This is a genomic window from Novosphingobium sp. SG754 (genome assembly GCF_013149315.1).
Classification (GTDB): Bacteria; Pseudomonadota; Alphaproteobacteria; order Sphingomonadales; family Sphingomonadaceae; genus Novosphingobium; species Novosphingobium capsulatum.
This window is the reverse complement of record NZ_JABGCC010000007.1, coordinates 77,866-92,352: the sequence shown is the minus strand read 5'-3', so window position 1 is coordinate 92,352 and position 14,487 is coordinate 77,866. Positions and strand designations below refer to the sequence as shown.

Below are 14,487 nucleotides of genomic sequence, written 5' to 3'. Positions count from 1 at the left end.
GCAGCGCGCGCTGCCGGGGCCTTTCCTGATACCGAGCCTGCGCCGATCAGCGGATCGGGCAATCGGGCGACAGGCGGAAGTCGAGGTAATTGTCCACCGACTTCATCATCTCGTCCAACTCGTTTTCATAGAAGTGGTTGGCGCGCGGGATTTCGTCGTGGTGGATGGTGATGTGCTTTTGCGTGCGCAGCTTGTCGACCAGCTTTTGCACGGCATTGGGCGTCACCACCGTATCGGCAGACCCTTGCACGATGATGCCCGAAGCCGGGCAAGGCGCGAGGAAGCTGAAATCATACATGTTGGCGGGCGGCGAGACCGAGATGAAGCCGCGGATTTCCGGGCGCCGCATCAAGAGCTGCATGCCGATCAGCGCGCCGAACGAATAGCCGGCGATCCACGTGGCCGAAGCTTCGGGATGGATCGACTGCACCCAATCGAGCGCTGCAGCGGCATCGGACAATTCGCCCACGCCGTTGTCAAAGCTGCCCTGGCTGCGGCCCACGCCGCGGAAGTTGAAGCGCAGCGTGGCAAAGCCGCGCGCCACGAATGTCTTGTACAGCGCCTGGGTTACACGGTCGTTCATCGTGCCACCGGCCTGCGGGTGGGGATGCAGGATCATGGCGACAGGCGCGCGGCTGCGCGTGGCGGGCTGGAAGCGGCCTTCGAGGCGACCTTCGGGACCGGGGAAGATGACTGCGGGCATCGTTGACCTGATGAACCTGTTGGCTGGCCCTGAAGACCGGCGGTGCAAGACCCTGTTTCAAGGGCAATGCGCGGTCGGGGCTGGGCATGGAACTGGTCGCTATATAGAAACGAACCCCGTAAACGCAACTTTTCCGGGATTTCTCGTTGTCGCTCTCGCTTTATTTCGATCACGCGGCCACCACGCCGCTCCTGCCGCAGGCGCGTGACGCGCTGTTGGAGGGGATGGCGCGCTGGGCCAATCCCTCCAGCCCGCATGCCGCCGGCCGTGCGGCGCGGGCGGCGCTGGAAGATGCCCGCAACCGGATCAAGGCCGCGCTGGGCTGGCCGGGCGAGGTGGTCCTGACCAGCGGCGCCAGCGAGGCGCTGGCCCTGGCCATCGGCCGGGCGAAGGCGCCGCTGATGGCGGTTTCGGCGGTTGAGCACGAGGCGGTGCTGCGCCTGGCCGGCGATGCCGCGCGCCTTGCCGTCGATGGCCGTGGCCAAGTCGTTCCTGCTTCATGCGCGCTTGCCGGGCTGGTGGCGGTGCAGCAGGTCAACAACGAAACCGGGGTGATCCAGCCGTTGGCGGCGGTGGCCCAGGCGGTGCGTGATGCCGGCGGCGTCTTGCTGGCCGATGCGGCGCAAGGCGCGGGCAAGCTGCCGCTGCCAGAGGCCGACCTGATCGCCATTTCGGCACACAAGTTTGGCGGGCCGATCGGGGTGGGCGCCTTGCTGGTGCGCGATTGGGCGCTGCTCCATCCCACTGGTGGGCAGGAGCGCGGCTATCGCCCCGGTACCGAAAACCTGCCTGGCGCGCTGGCCATGGCCGCGGCGCTGGAGGCGGGGAACGCGTGGCTGGCTGATGTGCAGGGTCTGCGCGATCGGCTAGAAACCGCGCTGCTGGAAAGTGGTGCCGAGGTGATCGCGGCAGATGCGCCGCGCCTGCCCGCGATTGGTGCCTATCGCATGCCGGGCAAATCGGCCACGGCGCAGCTGATCCGGTTTGACGGGATGGGCATGGCCGTTTCGGCGGGCAGTGCCTGTTCTTCCGGCTCGCTGCGCACCAGCCACGTCCTGGATGCGATGGGTGTGGCGCAGCCGAACGAAGTGATTCGCGTTTCGCTCGGTCGGGAGACCACGGTGGACGCCGTGGGCCGTTTCGTTGCTGCCTGGCGCGCGATTGCGGGGCTGGCGTGATCTACCTCGATTACCAGGCGACCACGCCGCTCGCCCCGCAAGCGCGGGCCGCGATGTTGCCGTGGCTGGCCGGCCCCGAGGACGTGCGCGCCGGCTTTGCCAATCCACACAGCCCGCACCGCCCGGGCCGCGCGGCTGCAGCGGCGGTGGAGGTGGCCCGTGCGCAAGTGGCCGCGCTGCTTCCGCCAGGCGGGCGGGTGATCTTCACCTCTGGCGCGACCGAGGCGCTCAATCTGGCCATCGCGGGCGGGGGGAAACGGCATTTGGCGGTGTCTGCCATCGAACACGCGGCCGTGCTCGACACGGCGCGGTTCCACGATCCCGCGCTCACCGTGCTGCCGGTGGACGGGGCCGGGCTGGTCGATCCTGACGTGACCATTCCCGCCGGCACCGGCCTGGTCGCGGTGATGCAGGTGAACAACGAGATCGGCACGGTGCAGCCCGTGGCCGAGCTGGCCGCGCGGGCGCACGCCATGGGCGCGCTGTTCCTGTGCGATGCGGTGCAGGGCGCCGGCAAGCTGGCGGCGCCCGAAGGGGCCGATCTGGTCGCGATTTCGGCGCACAAGCTGCACGGGCCCAAGGGCATCGGCGCGCTTTGGGTGCGCGATGGGCTCGAACTGGCGCCTCTCGTCCATGGCGGCGGGCAGGAAGGTGGCTTGCGGTCCGGCACGCTCAGCCCGGCGCTATGCGCGGGGTTCGGTGCGGCGGCAGCGCTGTGCACCAGTCTGTGGAAAAGCGATGGACAGCATGTTGAGACGCTGTGGGAGCAGGCACTTGGCCTGTTTGCCGGATGGACGCTCAACGGCAGCGCCACGCAGCGCTGGCGTGGCAACCTCAACTTGCGCAAGCCGGGGCTTGATGTGGCCAGGCTGTTGTCAGAATGTCGCAATGTTGCGTTTTCTGCCGGATCGGCCTGTGCCAGCGGCTCGGGAAGGCCCAGCCATGTCTTGCGCGCCCTGGGACTTTCCGACAGGGATAGCAAAACCGCGATCCGCATCGGTTTCGGACGTTATACCACGGGTGAGGAACTGAAGGAGGCTGCTGCCGTGCTGAATGCGGCGGCGCAGATGCAGGGAGTCTAGTGCCTATGGTTCGCGTCACCTTCCTCACAGCCGATGGCCAGCGCGTGGCGGCCGAGGGCGAGGCAGGGCAACGCCTGCTGGAACTGGGCCAGAACGCCGGCATGCCGCTCGAAGGCACGTGCGAAGGTCAGATGGCCTGCTCCACCTGCCATGTCGTGGTTGCTCCCGACTGGTTCGACCGCCTGATGCAAGCCAGCGAGGACGAGGAAGACATGCTCGACCTTGCCGTCGGGGTCACCCGCACCAGCCGCCTCGCCTGCCAGATCGTGCTTGACCCCGCGCTGGACGGCCTGGAAGTGCGCGTGCCGGCAGAGGCCCGGGATATGCAGCCGCGCTGAGACGCTCCTCCTACACATTCGTCATGCCGAACTCGTTTCGGCATCCGGCTCGCTCATTACTGGTGGGTTTGTAGCACAGCGTGAGGCTGCGGCCTGGACCCTGAAACGAGTTCAGGGTGACGGTGGGAGAAAGCCCGCTGTGCATATTGGCAAATACTGATGTAAATTTCGCGCAGAGGCGCAGAGGATAAGATTTTCTCTGCGTCTCAGCGCCTCTGCGCGAATTCGATTTTGCGGAGCGTCTGAATAGGATGGCGCCCGGCATATTCCCCTCAATCCCCCGCCACCAGCGCGCTGATATGCCAATCATCACCCTTGCGTTCGGCGATGATCCGGCGGGCGAGCAGGCTGCGCAGGCGGGCGGTTTCGATCCAGCCCTTGCGTTGCGGCTTGCCGGTGATCACGGCGGTGTAGCGCGCGGCGGGATTGTAGGAAGGGCTCGTGGCAATGGTGACAAGCGACCAGTCCAGCCGGTCGACTTCTGGCGCCGTGTCACTGGGCTTGGCGCGAAGTGGTACGCCTTGCCCGGTGACCAGCATCGTCATACCCGGATCGACCTCATCAGGCACGTTCCAGAAGAACCACGGCATGACCACCAGATCGCCCTGCACGGCGCAGCCCAGCGGCAGGATGCGCGCGAGATCGGCCCATATGGCGGCGCCGGCCGGCGCGGCCAACCGCTTTTGCAGTTGGGCCGGGCCATGGCCGCCGCCATAATCGAGCGTCACATCGGGGGATGAAAGTGCGGCGAGTGCGGCAGCGTCGCGCGTCTTGACGGCGGCGGCAAGGCGCGTGGCAAAGGCGCTCCAGCCCGGCAGCGCGGCGCAATCGTCGCGCGGGGGCAGGGCGATCGCCGGGAGGGCAGAGGCGGTATCGGCCGGGGTGAGCGGCACATCGGGCGTGGGCTTGACCGGAAGCGCCAGCGTCGGGCTGGGGCTTGGCGCGGGCGGCGTGGGGGTAGGCTCGGGCGTGGCGCTGGCGCTTGGCGTTGCCGTTGGGCTGGCGCTTTCCTGCGGCGCCGGCTCGCGCTGGCAGGCAGCAAGCGCAAGGCTGGCGAGCGCCACTGTCCAAGCTGCGCTGCGCATGGGCAAGCCCTTGTTTGCCTGTCGTGCCATCATGCCCATCGTTACCCTGCAGCCGTTTCCCCTTCAACGCCAACGCCGGTTGGCGCGGGCAGTTCCGTGGCTTTGTCCTCGGCAATGTCTGGGGAAATGTCCGTAGCGACATAGCGCGGCGCGGTTTCCACTAAAGGCACTTCTTCCACCTCGCGCTTGCCGATCTCGATATGCTTTTCGCGCAGGCGGCGTCCGGCCGAAAGCACGTTGCGCTCAAAGCTGCCGACGAACTTGTTGTAGTTGGTGACCGCGCTTTCCAGGCCAGAGCCGACACGCTTGAGGTGATCGGCGGCGACCGCCAGGCGATCGTACAGTTCGCCGCCCATGCGGCCAATCTCGCGCGCCTCGCGGGCCAGGCCATCCTGCCGCCAGACCTGGGCCACGGTGCGGCAGATGGCGACGAGGTTGGTGGGCGAGGCGAGCAGCACGCGGCGGTCGAAGGCGAAGTCCCACAACTGCGGATCGCGTTCCAGCGCGGCGGCGATGAAGTGTTCGCCCGGGACGAACATCAGCACATAGTCGGGCGCTTCCTCGAACTGGCTTTGATAGGATTTGGCGCCCAGCGTCTGAATATGGTTGCGCATGGATTGCACGTGCGCCGCCAGGGCCACGCCGCGCGCGGTATCGTCGGCGGCTTCGAAGGCATCCTGATAGGCGTTGAGCGAAACCTTGGCGTCGATCACCAGCAGCTTGTTGCCGGGAATGCGCACGATGGCGTCGGGACGCAGACGGCCTTCGTCGGTATCGATCGAATGCTCGGTGACGAAATCGGTGTGCTCGGCCAGGCCACACTGTTCCAGCACGTTGCGCAGTTGCTGTTCGCCCCAGCGGCCGCGCGCCTTGGGGGCATTGCGCAGCGAATTGCCCAGCCGCGCTGCTTCGGCACGGACTTGCTCCTGCCCGTCGCGCATCGCCTGGATCAGCCCGGTGAGATTGCCGAACGCATCGACGCGTTCCTTTTCCAGCTTGCCGACCTGCTCTTCATAGCTTTTCAGGCGCTGATCCACCGGGGCGAGCAGGGCCCGCAGCGATTGCGCCGCCTTTTCCTCGCTCTGGGCAAAGCGCTCCTGTGCCCGGGCCATGAAGGCCTCTTGCGCGCGTTCCAGCACCTTGTTGCCGGCATTCTCGAATTCGCGGCGCAGCGCTTCCTGCGCCTCGATCAACAGGCGCTTCTGTTCGGCAAAATTGGCAGCGTCGGCTTTCATTCGGGCCAGTTCCGCACGCAGGTCCTCGCGCGATTGGCGCGCCTCGTGCAGCGCATCGCGCAGCGCGTCGGCTTCGGCCGCGCGCTCGCTGGCGGCGGCGAGGTGGGTGGCCAGGCCATCACGCTCGGCGCGCAGGGCATCGCGCTCGGCGCCAAGCTGCTCTGCCTGGCGCGCGCGCTCAGCCATGGTGGCAAGGTCCACAGCCATGGCCTTGATCGTGCCTTGCGCCTCGCGCGCTTCGTTCTCGCGGGCAGTGGCGCGGCCTTGCGCCTCTGCCACCGGGCGGCCGCCCAGGAACCAGCCCAGGGCCAGGCCGATCACCAGCGCCACGATTACCAAAACCACCGCCAAGGTCCGCCTCCACTCAAGAACAGAGCGGGAACGTAAACGAAGCGGCCCGGCAACGCAATGTGCCGGGCCGCTTTATCCTCAACTGTCAGGGGCGATCACGCCACCTTGCGCAGCTTGTCCAGCTTCTTGAGCGCCATCTGGCGCTTGAGGCGCGAGAGGTGATCGATGAACAGGATGCCTTCGAGGTGGTCCATCTCGTGCTGCAGGCAGGTGGCCAGCAGGCCGTCGATCGCTTCCTCGTGGACCGTGCCGTCAAGATCCTGCCAGCGGGCGCGGATGCGCGAAGGGCGTTCCACTTCGGCATAGATTTCCGGCACCGAGAGGCAGCCTTCGCGATAGATCGTGTGCTCTTCGGAAGGATCAAGGATTTCCGGGTTGATGAACACGCGCGGTTCGCGCCGCACCGGCTGGTGGCTGTGGCCACAGCCGTGATCGTGGCATGCTTCGGGCTCGGCATCCTCGTCATCGGGCTGCAGGTCGATCACCAGCACGCGCAGGGGCACGCCCACCTGGATCGCGGCAAGGCCGATGCCGGGGGCATCGTACATCGTATCGAACATGTCGGACACGAGGGTGCGGAGTTCGTCGTCGAACGTTTCCACCGGAGCCGAGACCTGCTTGAGGCGCGGATCGGGAACTTCAAGAATTTCGCGGATAGCCATGGGGCCAAGATAGGCGGAGCGGCGCACCGGCGCAAGGCAGGCGATTCGATCAGGGTGATCGCTTTTGCCGTGCCAACGGGGCGCCGCGCCGCGTTACAGCAGCTGGGCGAACCGCGCGGCCGTGGCAAAGGCTTCCCCGCGCAAGGTGCGGCGGGCTTGGGCCATCTCGTCCTTGCCCCACAGCTCTGCCTGCCAGTCTTCCTCCACGCAGGCCGCATCCCACAGCGCGGCAACGTCTGCGCCGGGATCGAGCGCGGCAAGGCCGATGATCAGCGAGCACGACAGCGTGGCGGTGTTGCGCAGGGCAGCCAGGGCAAAGGGCGAAAGTTGCTCCAGCGCGGCGGCAAGTGCCGCAAGCGTCGGCGCGGGCTGGGGCTTGTGCATGATGCCGGACACGCGCGTGAAAGCCACGCCATAGCGCGCCTCGGCCATGGTAAGCAGGGGCTCCCACAGCAGGCGCTGGCGCGCGGCGAGCGGCTCGTCCGGCTCGGCGCGATAGCACAGCGTATCGGTCTCGGCATAAGGCAGCAGATCGGCGCGCGCGGCGGCCGGGGCGGGCGCCACCACGTCGATCGCATAGTCGGCCATGTCGCGAAAGGCGAAGGCGGCGGTGTCGATCGTCTCGCCCTGGTTGGCCCATTCGCCGGCCATGGCCTGGGCGAGAGCGGCGGTGGGCACGATCTGCGGGCGGCCGCCCTGGGTGCGGATGCCGCGCCCATCGAGGCACACGCGAAAGCCAGTATCTTCAGGCGAAACCGTAACGTCTTGATAAAAGCGCTTCATGATGGCCTTTTCCAGCGCCGCGCCAGCCAGCGCGGCGCGCCAAAGAACAGGGTGAGGCCGGCAAAGGCGAGCACGAACGCGCCCCATTGCGGCACGCGCGCCAGCCACGGCACATTGCCCGACGCCACCATGGCGCCGATCAACACGATCAGCGTGCCCGCCAGGCGCAGCAGTTGCAGCAGGGCAAAGCGCCCCATCGCCGGATCGCGCATCGCCTCAGCCTACCGCGTGGAGCAGTTCGGCCAGCTCTGCCACGGTGCCGGCGACGGCATGGGCGCCGGCAGCGAACAGTTCGGCCCGCTCGTGATAGCCCCAGTCCACGCCGATCGCGCGCACCCCGGCATTGCGGGCCATGGCCATGTCATAGGCGGTATCGCCGATCATCACGGTCAGCGCGGTGTCTGCACCAGTGGCATCGAGGCAGGCCTCGATCATGCTGGGATGCGGTTTGGACGGGTGGCGATCGGCGGTTTGCAGTGTCACGAAGTGGCGCGACAGGCCATGCGTGGCCAGGCAATGCGCCAGGCCCCTATCGCTCTTGCCGGTCGCCACGCCCAGCAGCCAGCCGCGCCGCGCCAGGTCTTCGACCAGCGCGGCGATGCCGTCATACAGTGGCTCGCCCACCATCCCGGCCTCGCGCCGGGCGCGGAACGTGTCCTTGTAGGCTTGGGTAAGCATGTCGTGCGCCTGCGCGTCACCTTCCGGATGGAGGCGGCGCATCGCTTCCACCAGCGACAGCCCGACGATGCGCCGGGTTTCGCTGCGCGGCGGCGGCACCAGGCCCATGGCATGAAACGCCCCGTCCATCGCCGCGCCGATATCGGCCTGGCTATCGACCAGGGTGCCGTCGCAATCGAAGATGGCGAGGCGCAGGCTCATCGCTTGCCCGGGCTCCGCGGGCCGGGAGCCTTGGTGCCAGGGGCCTTGGGCGCGGCGCGGCGCGGGGCTGGCTTGGCGCCGGGCTTGGCAGTTGTGGTGCGCGTGGCAGGCTTGGCCCCCGGTTTCGCTCCAGGCTTTGCCCCAGGTTTCGCGCCAGCCTTTGCGGGCGCCTTGCCCGCAGCGGCGCCGGCCACGCGGGCGCGCTGGCCAGTGGGCTTGCGCGCGCCGGTGGTTGCCGGGCCATCGATGCGCTTGCGGCGCTCGCCCCGGCGCTCCTTGCGGTATTGCTTGGCGTGGGCCTTGGCGGCGCGCTTTTCCAGGGTCTTGGGTTCGACCAGCACCGGCGCTTCGAGCGGCAGATCGCCTTCGGTTTCGGTGAAGCCGAGTTGTTCCAGGCTCTTGGAAAAGTGCTCGGGCAGCGGCGCGGTCACGTCCAGCAGATCGCCTTCGGGATGCTCGATGCGCAGGCGGCGGGCATGCAGGTGCAGCTTGCGGCTGATGCTGCCCGACAGGAACGCGCCCTGGCCGCCATACTTGCCATCGCCCACGATCGGGTGGCCGATCGCGGCCATGTGCACGCGCAGCTGGTGGGTGCGCCCGGTGAACGGCTGCAGTTCCACCCAGGCGGCGCGGTTGCCGGCGCGATCGATCACACGATAGCGCGTGCGGGCCGGCATGCCGTGCTCGGTTTCATCGACCATCATCTTCTCGCCACCGGTGCCCGGCTGCTTGGCCAGCGGCAGTTCGATCATGCCATCGTGGATATCTGGCACGCCCATCACTAGCGCCCAATAGATCTTGCGCGCGGTGCGGCCGGAGAAGCGCCTGGAAAAGAAGGCTGCGCTGCCCGGCGTGCGCGCCACCAGCAGCACGCCCGAGGTATCCTTGTCGAGCCGGTGGACCAGGCGCGGGCGTGGATCGCCATCGCCGGCATAGGCATCGAGCAGGCCATCGACATGCTCGTAAGTGCCGCTGCCGCCCTGGGTGGCCAGGCCCGGCGGCTTGTTGATCACGATCGCGGCGCGATCCTGTTCCAGCACGATGTCTTCGGCCAGGTGGAGCTGTTCTTCGGTCAGCGGCTTGCGCACGCGGCCGCCCTTGCCGCCGCCGGCCAGCGGCAGTGGGCCGCCCGCCGGGGGCACGCGCAGGGACTGCCCGGCGATCAGGCGGGTGTCGACATCGGCGCGCTTGCCATCAACGCGAATCTGGCCGGTGCGCGCCCAGCGCGACACCATGGCAAAGCTCACCTCGGGGAGGTTGCGTTTGAACCAGCGGTCCAGCCGCACATCGTTGTCATCAGGGCGAACTGTGAACTGGCGCACGGCATCTGCATTGCCGGCGGCTTTGCCATTCGAAGCTTTGCCATTAGAGGCTTTTGAAGAGGTCATGGTCGCGCCCATAAGGCCTTTGCCCGCAAATTGCACGACATTGCTTGCCTTTCGCCGGCAGAATCACTATTGAGCGCCCGGTTCGAGCCGGTCCTGATCGGATTCGGCACGCTTTGTGTTCCTGGTATCTGGTGACCCCCGCGCGGCCGCGGGCTCTCGCCCGAAGCTGTTGAGGTATGTCGGTTTATGCAGATTCTCGTTCGCGACAACAATGTTGATCAAGCTCTTCGTGCCCTGAAGAAGAAGCTTCAGCGCGAAGGTGTCTATCGCGAAATGAAGCTGCGTCGTCACTTTGAAAAGCCGTCGGAAAAGCGCGCTCGCGAAAAGGCCGCCGCTGTGCGTCGCGCCCGCAAGCTTGAGCGCAAGCGCCAGGAGCGCGACGGCGCGAAGTAAGCTTCAATCGTGGCGGGACTATCCGTCACATTGAGCACTTGCGATAGGCCCTGTGCTGGGCCAAGAGGGCGCCGTGAATCACGGCGCCCTTTTCGTTGGGTCGAGCATCCCGGCTCGAATCGACGGGCAGGCACCGGCCGGGCGGCCGTTCCTTTGGGCGCTGCCTGATCAGGGAAAATCCAGAGGGAAACCCCAGAGGGAAACCAATGTCGGAAATCACCCGCGTTCCGTTGCAGCCCGTTGCCAAGGGCTCGCTCGCCAAGGTTTGGCTCGGCGTGATCGTTGCCGTGCTGGTGGGCATCGGCCTGGCCTGGGCGGCGCGCCCGGTGCACTTCAGCGAAGTGCGCGTGATCGCGCTCAAGGAAGGCACGGGCAAGTCTCCCACCACGTCTGACGTGGCGCTGATCAACTATGTTGGCCGCATCGCCAGCACCGGCAAGGAATTCGACCGTGGCGAAAACGCCGCGATGCCGCTGCAAGGCGTGATCCCCGGCTTTGCCCAGGGCCTGCAACAGATGAAGGTGGGCGGCAAGTACCGCCTCGAGATCCCGGCCGCGCTCGCCTATGGCAGCCAGGCTATGCCGGGCCGCGATGGCAGCGTCGCCATCCCCGCCAACAGCGACCTGGTGTTCGAGGTCGAGCTGATCGAGTTCCGCTCCATGGCCGAACTGCAGCGCCAGCAGGCCGCGATGCAGGCGCTGCAGCAGCAGATGCAGGCGCGCGGCGCGGGTGGTGCAGCTGGTGGCGCAGCGGGTGATCCGGCGGCAGCACCGGTGGTGCCCGCCAACTGATCCGGCTTTATGCCAGGGGGCTGTCGGCCCCCTGGCTTGCCCCAGCGGCTTGAAGGACACCGCGCGCGATGGTAGCGCGCGGTGTTCTTGTTTTTGGCAAACCCTGCACGAAAGGGACGGCATGTCCGTGAATACCGCCGACGTGGCGAAGATCGCCAGTCTTGCGCGCATCAAGGTGAGTGAGGCCCAGCTTGAAGCGATGGTGCCCGAATTGAACGGCATCCTCGCCTGGGTTGAGCAATTGGGCGAAGTCGACGTGACCGGGGTGACCCCGATGACCGCCGTGATCCCCAATACGCTGCGCCTACGCGATGACGTGGTCAACGCCGATCCGCTGACCGGCGGCGACATCCGCGATGCCGTGCTGTCCAATGCCCCGGTGGCCGAGCATGGCTTCTTCGGCGTGCCCAAGGTGATCGAGTAATCCTTGGCTGGCCTTGCGCTGGCCGTGCTTCGACAGGCTCAGTACGAACGGATGTGGGTTTTGGATCAATGCCCCGTTCGCCCTGAGCTTGTCGAAGGGCAGGCGCAGTACCGCCTTCCAGTTTCCCACGCACGAACCCCGATCGGTTCATGCGCAACAATCGGTCCGAACGGATGACTGACCTTACCGAACTTGGCGTTGCCGCGCTCCGTGATGGGGTGGCGAGTGGCGCTTTCACCGCCACGGAAGTGGCCAGCGCCTTCAACGCCGCGGTCGAAGCGGCGCAGGGCGCGCTCAATGCCTTTATCGTCACCACCCCGGATGCGGCGCTTGCTGCTGCGGGCAAGGTGGACGCGGCGCGTGCCGCCGGGCAGCCGCTGGGCAAGATGGCCGGCGTGCCGATCGGCATGAAGGATCTGTTTGCCACCAAGGGCGTGCAGACCACGGCCGCCAGCAAGATCCTGGAGGGTTTTGTCCCGCCGTATGAAAGCACCGTCTCGCAGAAGCTGTGGGATGCTGGTGCCGGCATGCTGGGCAAGCTCAACCTCGATCAGTTCGCCATGGGCTCGTCGAACGAGACCAGCGGTTTTGGCAATGTGATTTCGCCCTGGCGCAAGGGGGATGACACCACCCCGCTGGCACCGGGTGGTTCTTCGGGTGGCTCGTCAGCCGCAGTTGCCGCGCGCATTGCGCCGGCGGCCACGGGCACCGACACCGGCGGCTCGATCCGCCAGCCTGCCGCTTTCACCGGCATTTCCGGGATCAAGCCCACCTATGGCCGCTGCTCGCGCTGGGGTGTGGTGGCGTTTGCCTCCTCGCTCGACCAGGCCGGGCCGATGGCGCGCGACGTGCGCGACTGCGCGATCATGCTCGAAGCCATGGCCGGGTTCGATCCCAAGGATTCGACCAGCCTCGATCTGGCGGTGCCGGCGTGGGAAGCGGGCCTCAATGCCGATATGCGCGGCAAGAAGGTGGGCATTCCGCGCGAATACCGCGTCGATGGCCTCGATGCCGATGTCGCCAAGAGCTGGGAAGATGGCATCGCCTGGCTCAAGGATGCTGGCGCCGAAATCGTCGATATCTCGCTGCCGCATACCAAGTACGCGCTGCCCACCTATTACATCATTGCCCCGGCCGAGGCTTCGTCGAACCTCGCCCGCTATGATGGCGTGCGCTACGGCCTGCGCGATCTGCCTGATGGCGCCAACCTGCAGGACATGTACGCTGCCACCCGCGCTGCCGGTTTCGGCGACGAGGTGAAGCGCCGCATCCTGATCGGCACCTATGTGCTCTCGGCCGGGTTCTATGACGCCTATTACACCCAGGCGCAGAAGGTCCGAGCGCTGATCGCGCAGGATTTCGCCAAGGCATTCGAGACGGTGGACGTGATCCTGACGCCCACCGCGCCCTCGGCTGCCTTTGCGCTGGGCCAGAAGAGCACCGATCCGGTGGAGATGTATCTCAACGACGTGTTCTCGGTGCCGGCCAGCCTCGCCGGTCTTCCGGCCATGTCGGTTCCCGCTGGCCTGTCGCGCGATGGGCTGCCGCTGGGCCTGCATGTCATCGGTCGGCCGCTCGATGAACAGGGCGTGCTGAACGCCAGCCTTGCGCTTGAACAGCGCGCACAGTTTTCGGCCAAGCCGGGTAAGTGGTGGTAAGATGAGCAGCTATCGTATCCAGGGCGCCACGGGCGAGTGGGAAGTGGTCATCGGGCTGGAGGTTCACGCCCAGATCACCACGCAGGCCAAGCTCTTTTCGGGCTCTGCCACCGCATTCGGCGCCGAACCCAACACCCAGGTCAGCCTAGTCGATGCGGCGATGCCGGGCATGCTGCCCGTGCCCAACCGCGAGTGCATCCGCCAGGCGGTGCGCACCGGCATGGCGATTGAAGCGCAGATCAACACCTGGTCGCGGTTCGATCGCAAGAACTACTTCTATGCCGATCTGCCGCAGGGCTATCAGATCAGCCAGCTCTACCACCCGCTGGTGGGCGAAGGGTCGATCGAGATCGCGCTGGATGACAAGAACCCCGAGGCCGGCACCAAGGTCATCGGTATCGAGCGCATCCATGTGGAGCAGGACGCGGGCAAGCTGATGCATGATCAGCACCCGACGATGTCCTACGTCGATCTCAACCGCTCGGGCGTGGCGCTGATGGAAATCGTCAGCCGGCCTGACATGACGTCGCCGGCCGAGGCTGGGGCATATCTGACCAAGCTGCGCCAGATCCTGCGCTATGTCGGCTCGTGCGACGGCAACATGGACCAGGGCTCGATGCGGGCGGACGTCAACGTTTCGGTGCGCCGCGCGGGCGAGCCGCTGGGCACCCGCACCGAAACCAAGAACGTCAACTCGGTGCGCTTCGTCATGGCCGCGATCGAGCACGAGGCGAGCCGCCAGGTCGACGTGCTGGAAGCCGGTGGCAAGATCGTGCAGGAAACCCGCCTGTTCGATCCGGGCACGGGCACCACGCGGTCGATGCGCAGCAAGGAAGACGCGCACGACTATCGCTATTTCCCCGATCCCGATCTGCTGCCGCTGGTGCTGGACCAGGCATTCCTGGATGAATGCCGCGCGTCCCTGCCCGAGCTGCCCGATGCCAAGCGCACGCGCTATACCGATGCGCTGGGCCTGTCGGCCTATAACGCGGCCGTGCTGACGGCAGACGTGGATACGGCTGCCTGGTTCGAAACCCTGATTACGGCGAGCGCTGCCAAGCAGGGCAAGGATGAAGCCGCCGTGGCCAAGCAGGCTGCCAACTGGCTGACCAGCGAGCTGTTCGGCGCGCTCAACAAGCTGGGCAAGGGCCTGGAAGACAGCCCGGTTTCGCCGACAAGCGCAGCGGAACTTCTGGCGCTGATCGGCGATGGCACGATCTCCGGCTCCATCGCCAAGCAGGTTCTGGAAAAGATGCTGGAAACCGGCGACGGCGCGGCTGCCATCGTCGAACGCGAAGGCCTCAAGCAGACGACCGACACCGGCGCGATCGAAGCGGCAGTGGATGCCGTGCTGGCCGCCAATGCCGACAAGGTGGAACAGTACCGTGGCGGCAAGGAAGCCCTGTTCGGCTTCTTCGTGGGCCAGACGATGAAGGCCATGGCTGGCAAGGGCAATCCGCAGCTGGTCAATCAGGTGCTGAAGGCCAAGCTGGGGTGAGGGACGCGCCCTGCGGTCTTCGCACCGCTAGGGCCAGAC

16 protein-coding genes are annotated in these 14,487 nt (G+C 66.7%); 8 read left to right on the top strand and 8 right to left on the bottom strand.

Features of this window, described 5'->3' with window-relative positions:
- Window positions 1-46 precede the first annotated feature (46 nt).
- Window positions 47-703: an alpha/beta hydrolase gene (locus FHW97_RS17070; protein WP_022677177.1), complete on the bottom strand. Its 657-nt coding sequence runs from the start codon at window positions 701-703 to the stop codon at window positions 47-49.
- 146 nt (window positions 704-849) lie between these two features.
- Here FHW97_RS17070 and FHW97_RS17065 point away from each other — a divergent pair, with 146 nt between their 5' ends.
- From FHW97_RS17065 to FHW97_RS17055, 3 genes are read left to right on the top strand one after another with little or no spacing between them, the layout of a single operon-like run.
- Window positions 850-1,881 (top strand): cysteine desulfurase family protein, encoded by a 1,032-nt coding sequence (locus tag FHW97_RS17065; RefSeq protein WP_171799327.1) that lies wholly within the window; start codon window positions 850-852, stop codon window positions 1,879-1,881.
- Entirely contained in the window at window positions 1,878-2,963 is a 1,086-nt protein-coding gene (locus FHW97_RS17060) for a cysteine desulfurase family protein (RefSeq protein ID WP_171799326.1), read from the top strand. The genes FHW97_RS17065 and FHW97_RS17060 overlap by 4 nt, the downstream gene beginning before the upstream one ends.
- 5 nt (window positions 2,964-2,968) lie before the next feature.
- The gene (locus FHW97_RS17055) at window positions 2,969-3,301 is read left to right on the top strand and encodes a 2Fe-2S iron-sulfur cluster-binding protein (protein ID WP_022677954.1); all 333 of its coding nucleotides are present in this window, start codon (window positions 2,969-2,971) and stop codon (window positions 3,299-3,301) included.
- Between the two features lie 272 nt (window positions 3,302-3,573).
- On the opposite strand, the gene FHW97_RS17050 is transcribed toward FHW97_RS17055, so the two are convergent.
- The 7 genes from FHW97_RS17050 to FHW97_RS17020 all read right to left on the bottom strand — a co-directional run bounded on the left by FHW97_RS17050 (window position 3,574) and on the right by FHW97_RS17020 (window position 9,684).
- The gene (locus FHW97_RS17050) at window positions 3,574-4,386 is read right to left on the bottom strand and encodes a hypothetical protein (protein WP_157088928.1); all 813 of its coding nucleotides are present in this window, start codon (window positions 4,384-4,386) and stop codon (window positions 3,574-3,576) included.
- A gap of 41 nt (window positions 4,387-4,427) precedes the next feature.
- Complete coding sequence (gene rmuC, locus FHW97_RS17045) at window positions 4,428-5,972, bottom strand: DNA recombination protein RmuC (protein WP_062785155.1); 1,545 nt, start codon at window positions 5,970-5,972, stop codon at window positions 4,428-4,430.
- A gap of 95 nt (window positions 5,973-6,067) precedes the next feature.
- Window positions 6,068-6,634, bottom strand: a complete 567-nt coding sequence (gene def / locus FHW97_RS17040) for a peptide deformylase (RefSeq protein ID WP_028657624.1) — start codon at window positions 6,632-6,634, stop codon at window positions 6,068-6,070.
- Between the two features lie 93 nt (window positions 6,635-6,727).
- Window positions 6,728-7,417: an ATP12 family chaperone protein gene (locus tag FHW97_RS17035; protein ID WP_062785153.1), complete on the bottom strand. Its 690-nt coding sequence runs from the start codon at window positions 7,415-7,417 to the stop codon at window positions 6,728-6,730.
- The gene (locus tag FHW97_RS17030) at window positions 7,414-7,629 is read right to left on the bottom strand and encodes a hypothetical protein (protein ID WP_062785151.1); all 216 of its coding nucleotides are present in this window, start codon (window positions 7,627-7,629) and stop codon (window positions 7,414-7,416) included. Before FHW97_RS17030 ends, FHW97_RS17035 begins: the two co-directional genes overlap by 4 nt.
- A 4-nt stretch (window positions 7,630-7,633) precedes the next feature.
- Window positions 7,634-8,296, bottom strand: coding sequence for an HAD-IA family hydrolase (locus tag FHW97_RS17025; RefSeq protein WP_062785149.1), 663 nt, complete (start codon window positions 8,294-8,296; stop codon window positions 7,634-7,636).
- Window positions 8,293-9,684 carry an RluA family pseudouridine synthase gene (locus FHW97_RS17020; RefSeq protein WP_062785236.1) on the bottom strand — a complete coding sequence of 464 codons (1,392 nt, stop codon included), beginning with the start codon at window positions 9,682-9,684 and terminating at the stop codon, window positions 8,293-8,295. Before FHW97_RS17020 ends, FHW97_RS17025 begins: the two co-directional genes overlap by 4 nt.
- 186 nt (window positions 9,685-9,870) lie before the next feature.
- Between FHW97_RS17020 and rpsU the strand changes: the two genes are divergently transcribed.
- From rpsU to gatB, 5 genes are all read left to right on the top strand, one after another.
- On the top strand, window positions 9,871-10,077 hold the full coding sequence (gene rpsU / locus FHW97_RS17015) for a 30S ribosomal protein S21 (protein ID WP_011446475.1): 207 nt from the start codon (window positions 9,871-9,873) through the stop codon (window positions 10,075-10,077).
- Between the two features lie 206 nt (window positions 10,078-10,283).
- Window positions 10,284-10,868 (top strand): FKBP-type peptidyl-prolyl cis-trans isomerase, encoded by a 585-nt coding sequence (locus FHW97_RS17010; RefSeq protein ID WP_169049232.1) that lies wholly within the window; start codon window positions 10,284-10,286, stop codon window positions 10,866-10,868.
- Between the two features lie 121 nt (window positions 10,869-10,989).
- Window positions 10,990-11,292, top strand: coding sequence for an Asp-tRNA(Asn)/Glu-tRNA(Gln) amidotransferase subunit GatC (gene gatC / locus FHW97_RS17005; RefSeq protein ID WP_171799325.1), 303 nt, complete (start codon window positions 10,990-10,992; stop codon window positions 11,290-11,292).
- Window positions 11,293-11,465: 173 nt separating this feature from the next.
- Window positions 11,466-12,950 carry an Asp-tRNA(Asn)/Glu-tRNA(Gln) amidotransferase subunit GatA gene (gene gatA, locus FHW97_RS17000; RefSeq protein WP_171799368.1) on the top strand — a complete coding sequence of 495 codons (1,485 nt, stop codon included), beginning with the start codon at window positions 11,466-11,468 and terminating at the stop codon, window positions 12,948-12,950.
- A gap of 1 nt (window position 12,951) precedes the next feature.
- Window positions 12,952-14,448: an Asp-tRNA(Asn)/Glu-tRNA(Gln) amidotransferase subunit GatB gene (gatB, locus tag FHW97_RS16995; RefSeq protein ID WP_171799324.1), complete on the top strand. Its 1,497-nt coding sequence runs from the start codon at window positions 12,952-12,954 to the stop codon at window positions 14,446-14,448.
- Window positions 14,449-14,487: the final 39 nt, after the last annotated feature.

Coding starts and splice junctions, on each gene's coding strand:
- FHW97_RS17010 (WP_169049232.1), top strand. CDS start 10,284: ATGTCGGAAATCACCCGCGTTCCGTTGCAGCCCGTTGCCAAGGGCTCG.
- FHW97_RS17070 (WP_022677177.1), bottom strand. CDS start 703: ATGCCCGCAGTCATCTTCCCCGGTCCCGAAGGTCGCCTCGAAGGCCGC.
- FHW97_RS17020 (WP_062785236.1), bottom strand. CDS start 9,684: ATGACCTCTTCAAAAGCCTCTAATGGCAAAGCTTCGAATGGCAAAGCC.
- FHW97_RS17050 (WP_157088928.1), bottom strand. CDS start 4,386: ATGCGCAGCGCAGCTTGGACAGTGGCGCTCGCCAGCCTTGCGCTTGCT.
- gatC (WP_171799325.1), top strand. CDS start 10,990: ATGTCCGTGAATACCGCCGACGTGGCGAAGATCGCCAGTCTTGCGCGC.
- rpsU (WP_011446475.1), top strand. CDS start 9,871: ATGCAGATTCTCGTTCGCGACAACAATGTTGATCAAGCTCTTCGTGCC.
- gatA (WP_171799368.1), top strand. CDS start 11,466: ATGACTGACCTTACCGAACTTGGCGTTGCCGCGCTCCGTGATGGGGTG.
- FHW97_RS17030 (WP_062785151.1), bottom strand. CDS start 7,629: ATGCGCGATCCGGCGATGGGGCGCTTTGCCCTGCTGCAACTGCTGCGC.
- FHW97_RS17035 (WP_062785153.1), bottom strand. CDS start 7,417: ATGAAGCGCTTTTATCAAGACGTTACGGTTTCGCCTGAAGATACTGGC.
- FHW97_RS17025 (WP_062785149.1), bottom strand. CDS start 8,296: ATGAGCCTGCGCCTCGCCATCTTCGATTGCGACGGCACCCTGGTCGAT.
- FHW97_RS17055 (WP_022677954.1), top strand. CDS start 2,969: ATGGTTCGCGTCACCTTCCTCACAGCCGATGGCCAGCGCGTGGCGGCC.
- gatB (WP_171799324.1), top strand. CDS start 12,952: ATGAGCAGCTATCGTATCCAGGGCGCCACGGGCGAGTGGGAAGTGGTC.
- def (WP_028657624.1), bottom strand. CDS start 6,634: ATGGCTATCCGCGAAATTCTTGAAGTTCCCGATCCGCGCCTCAAGCAG.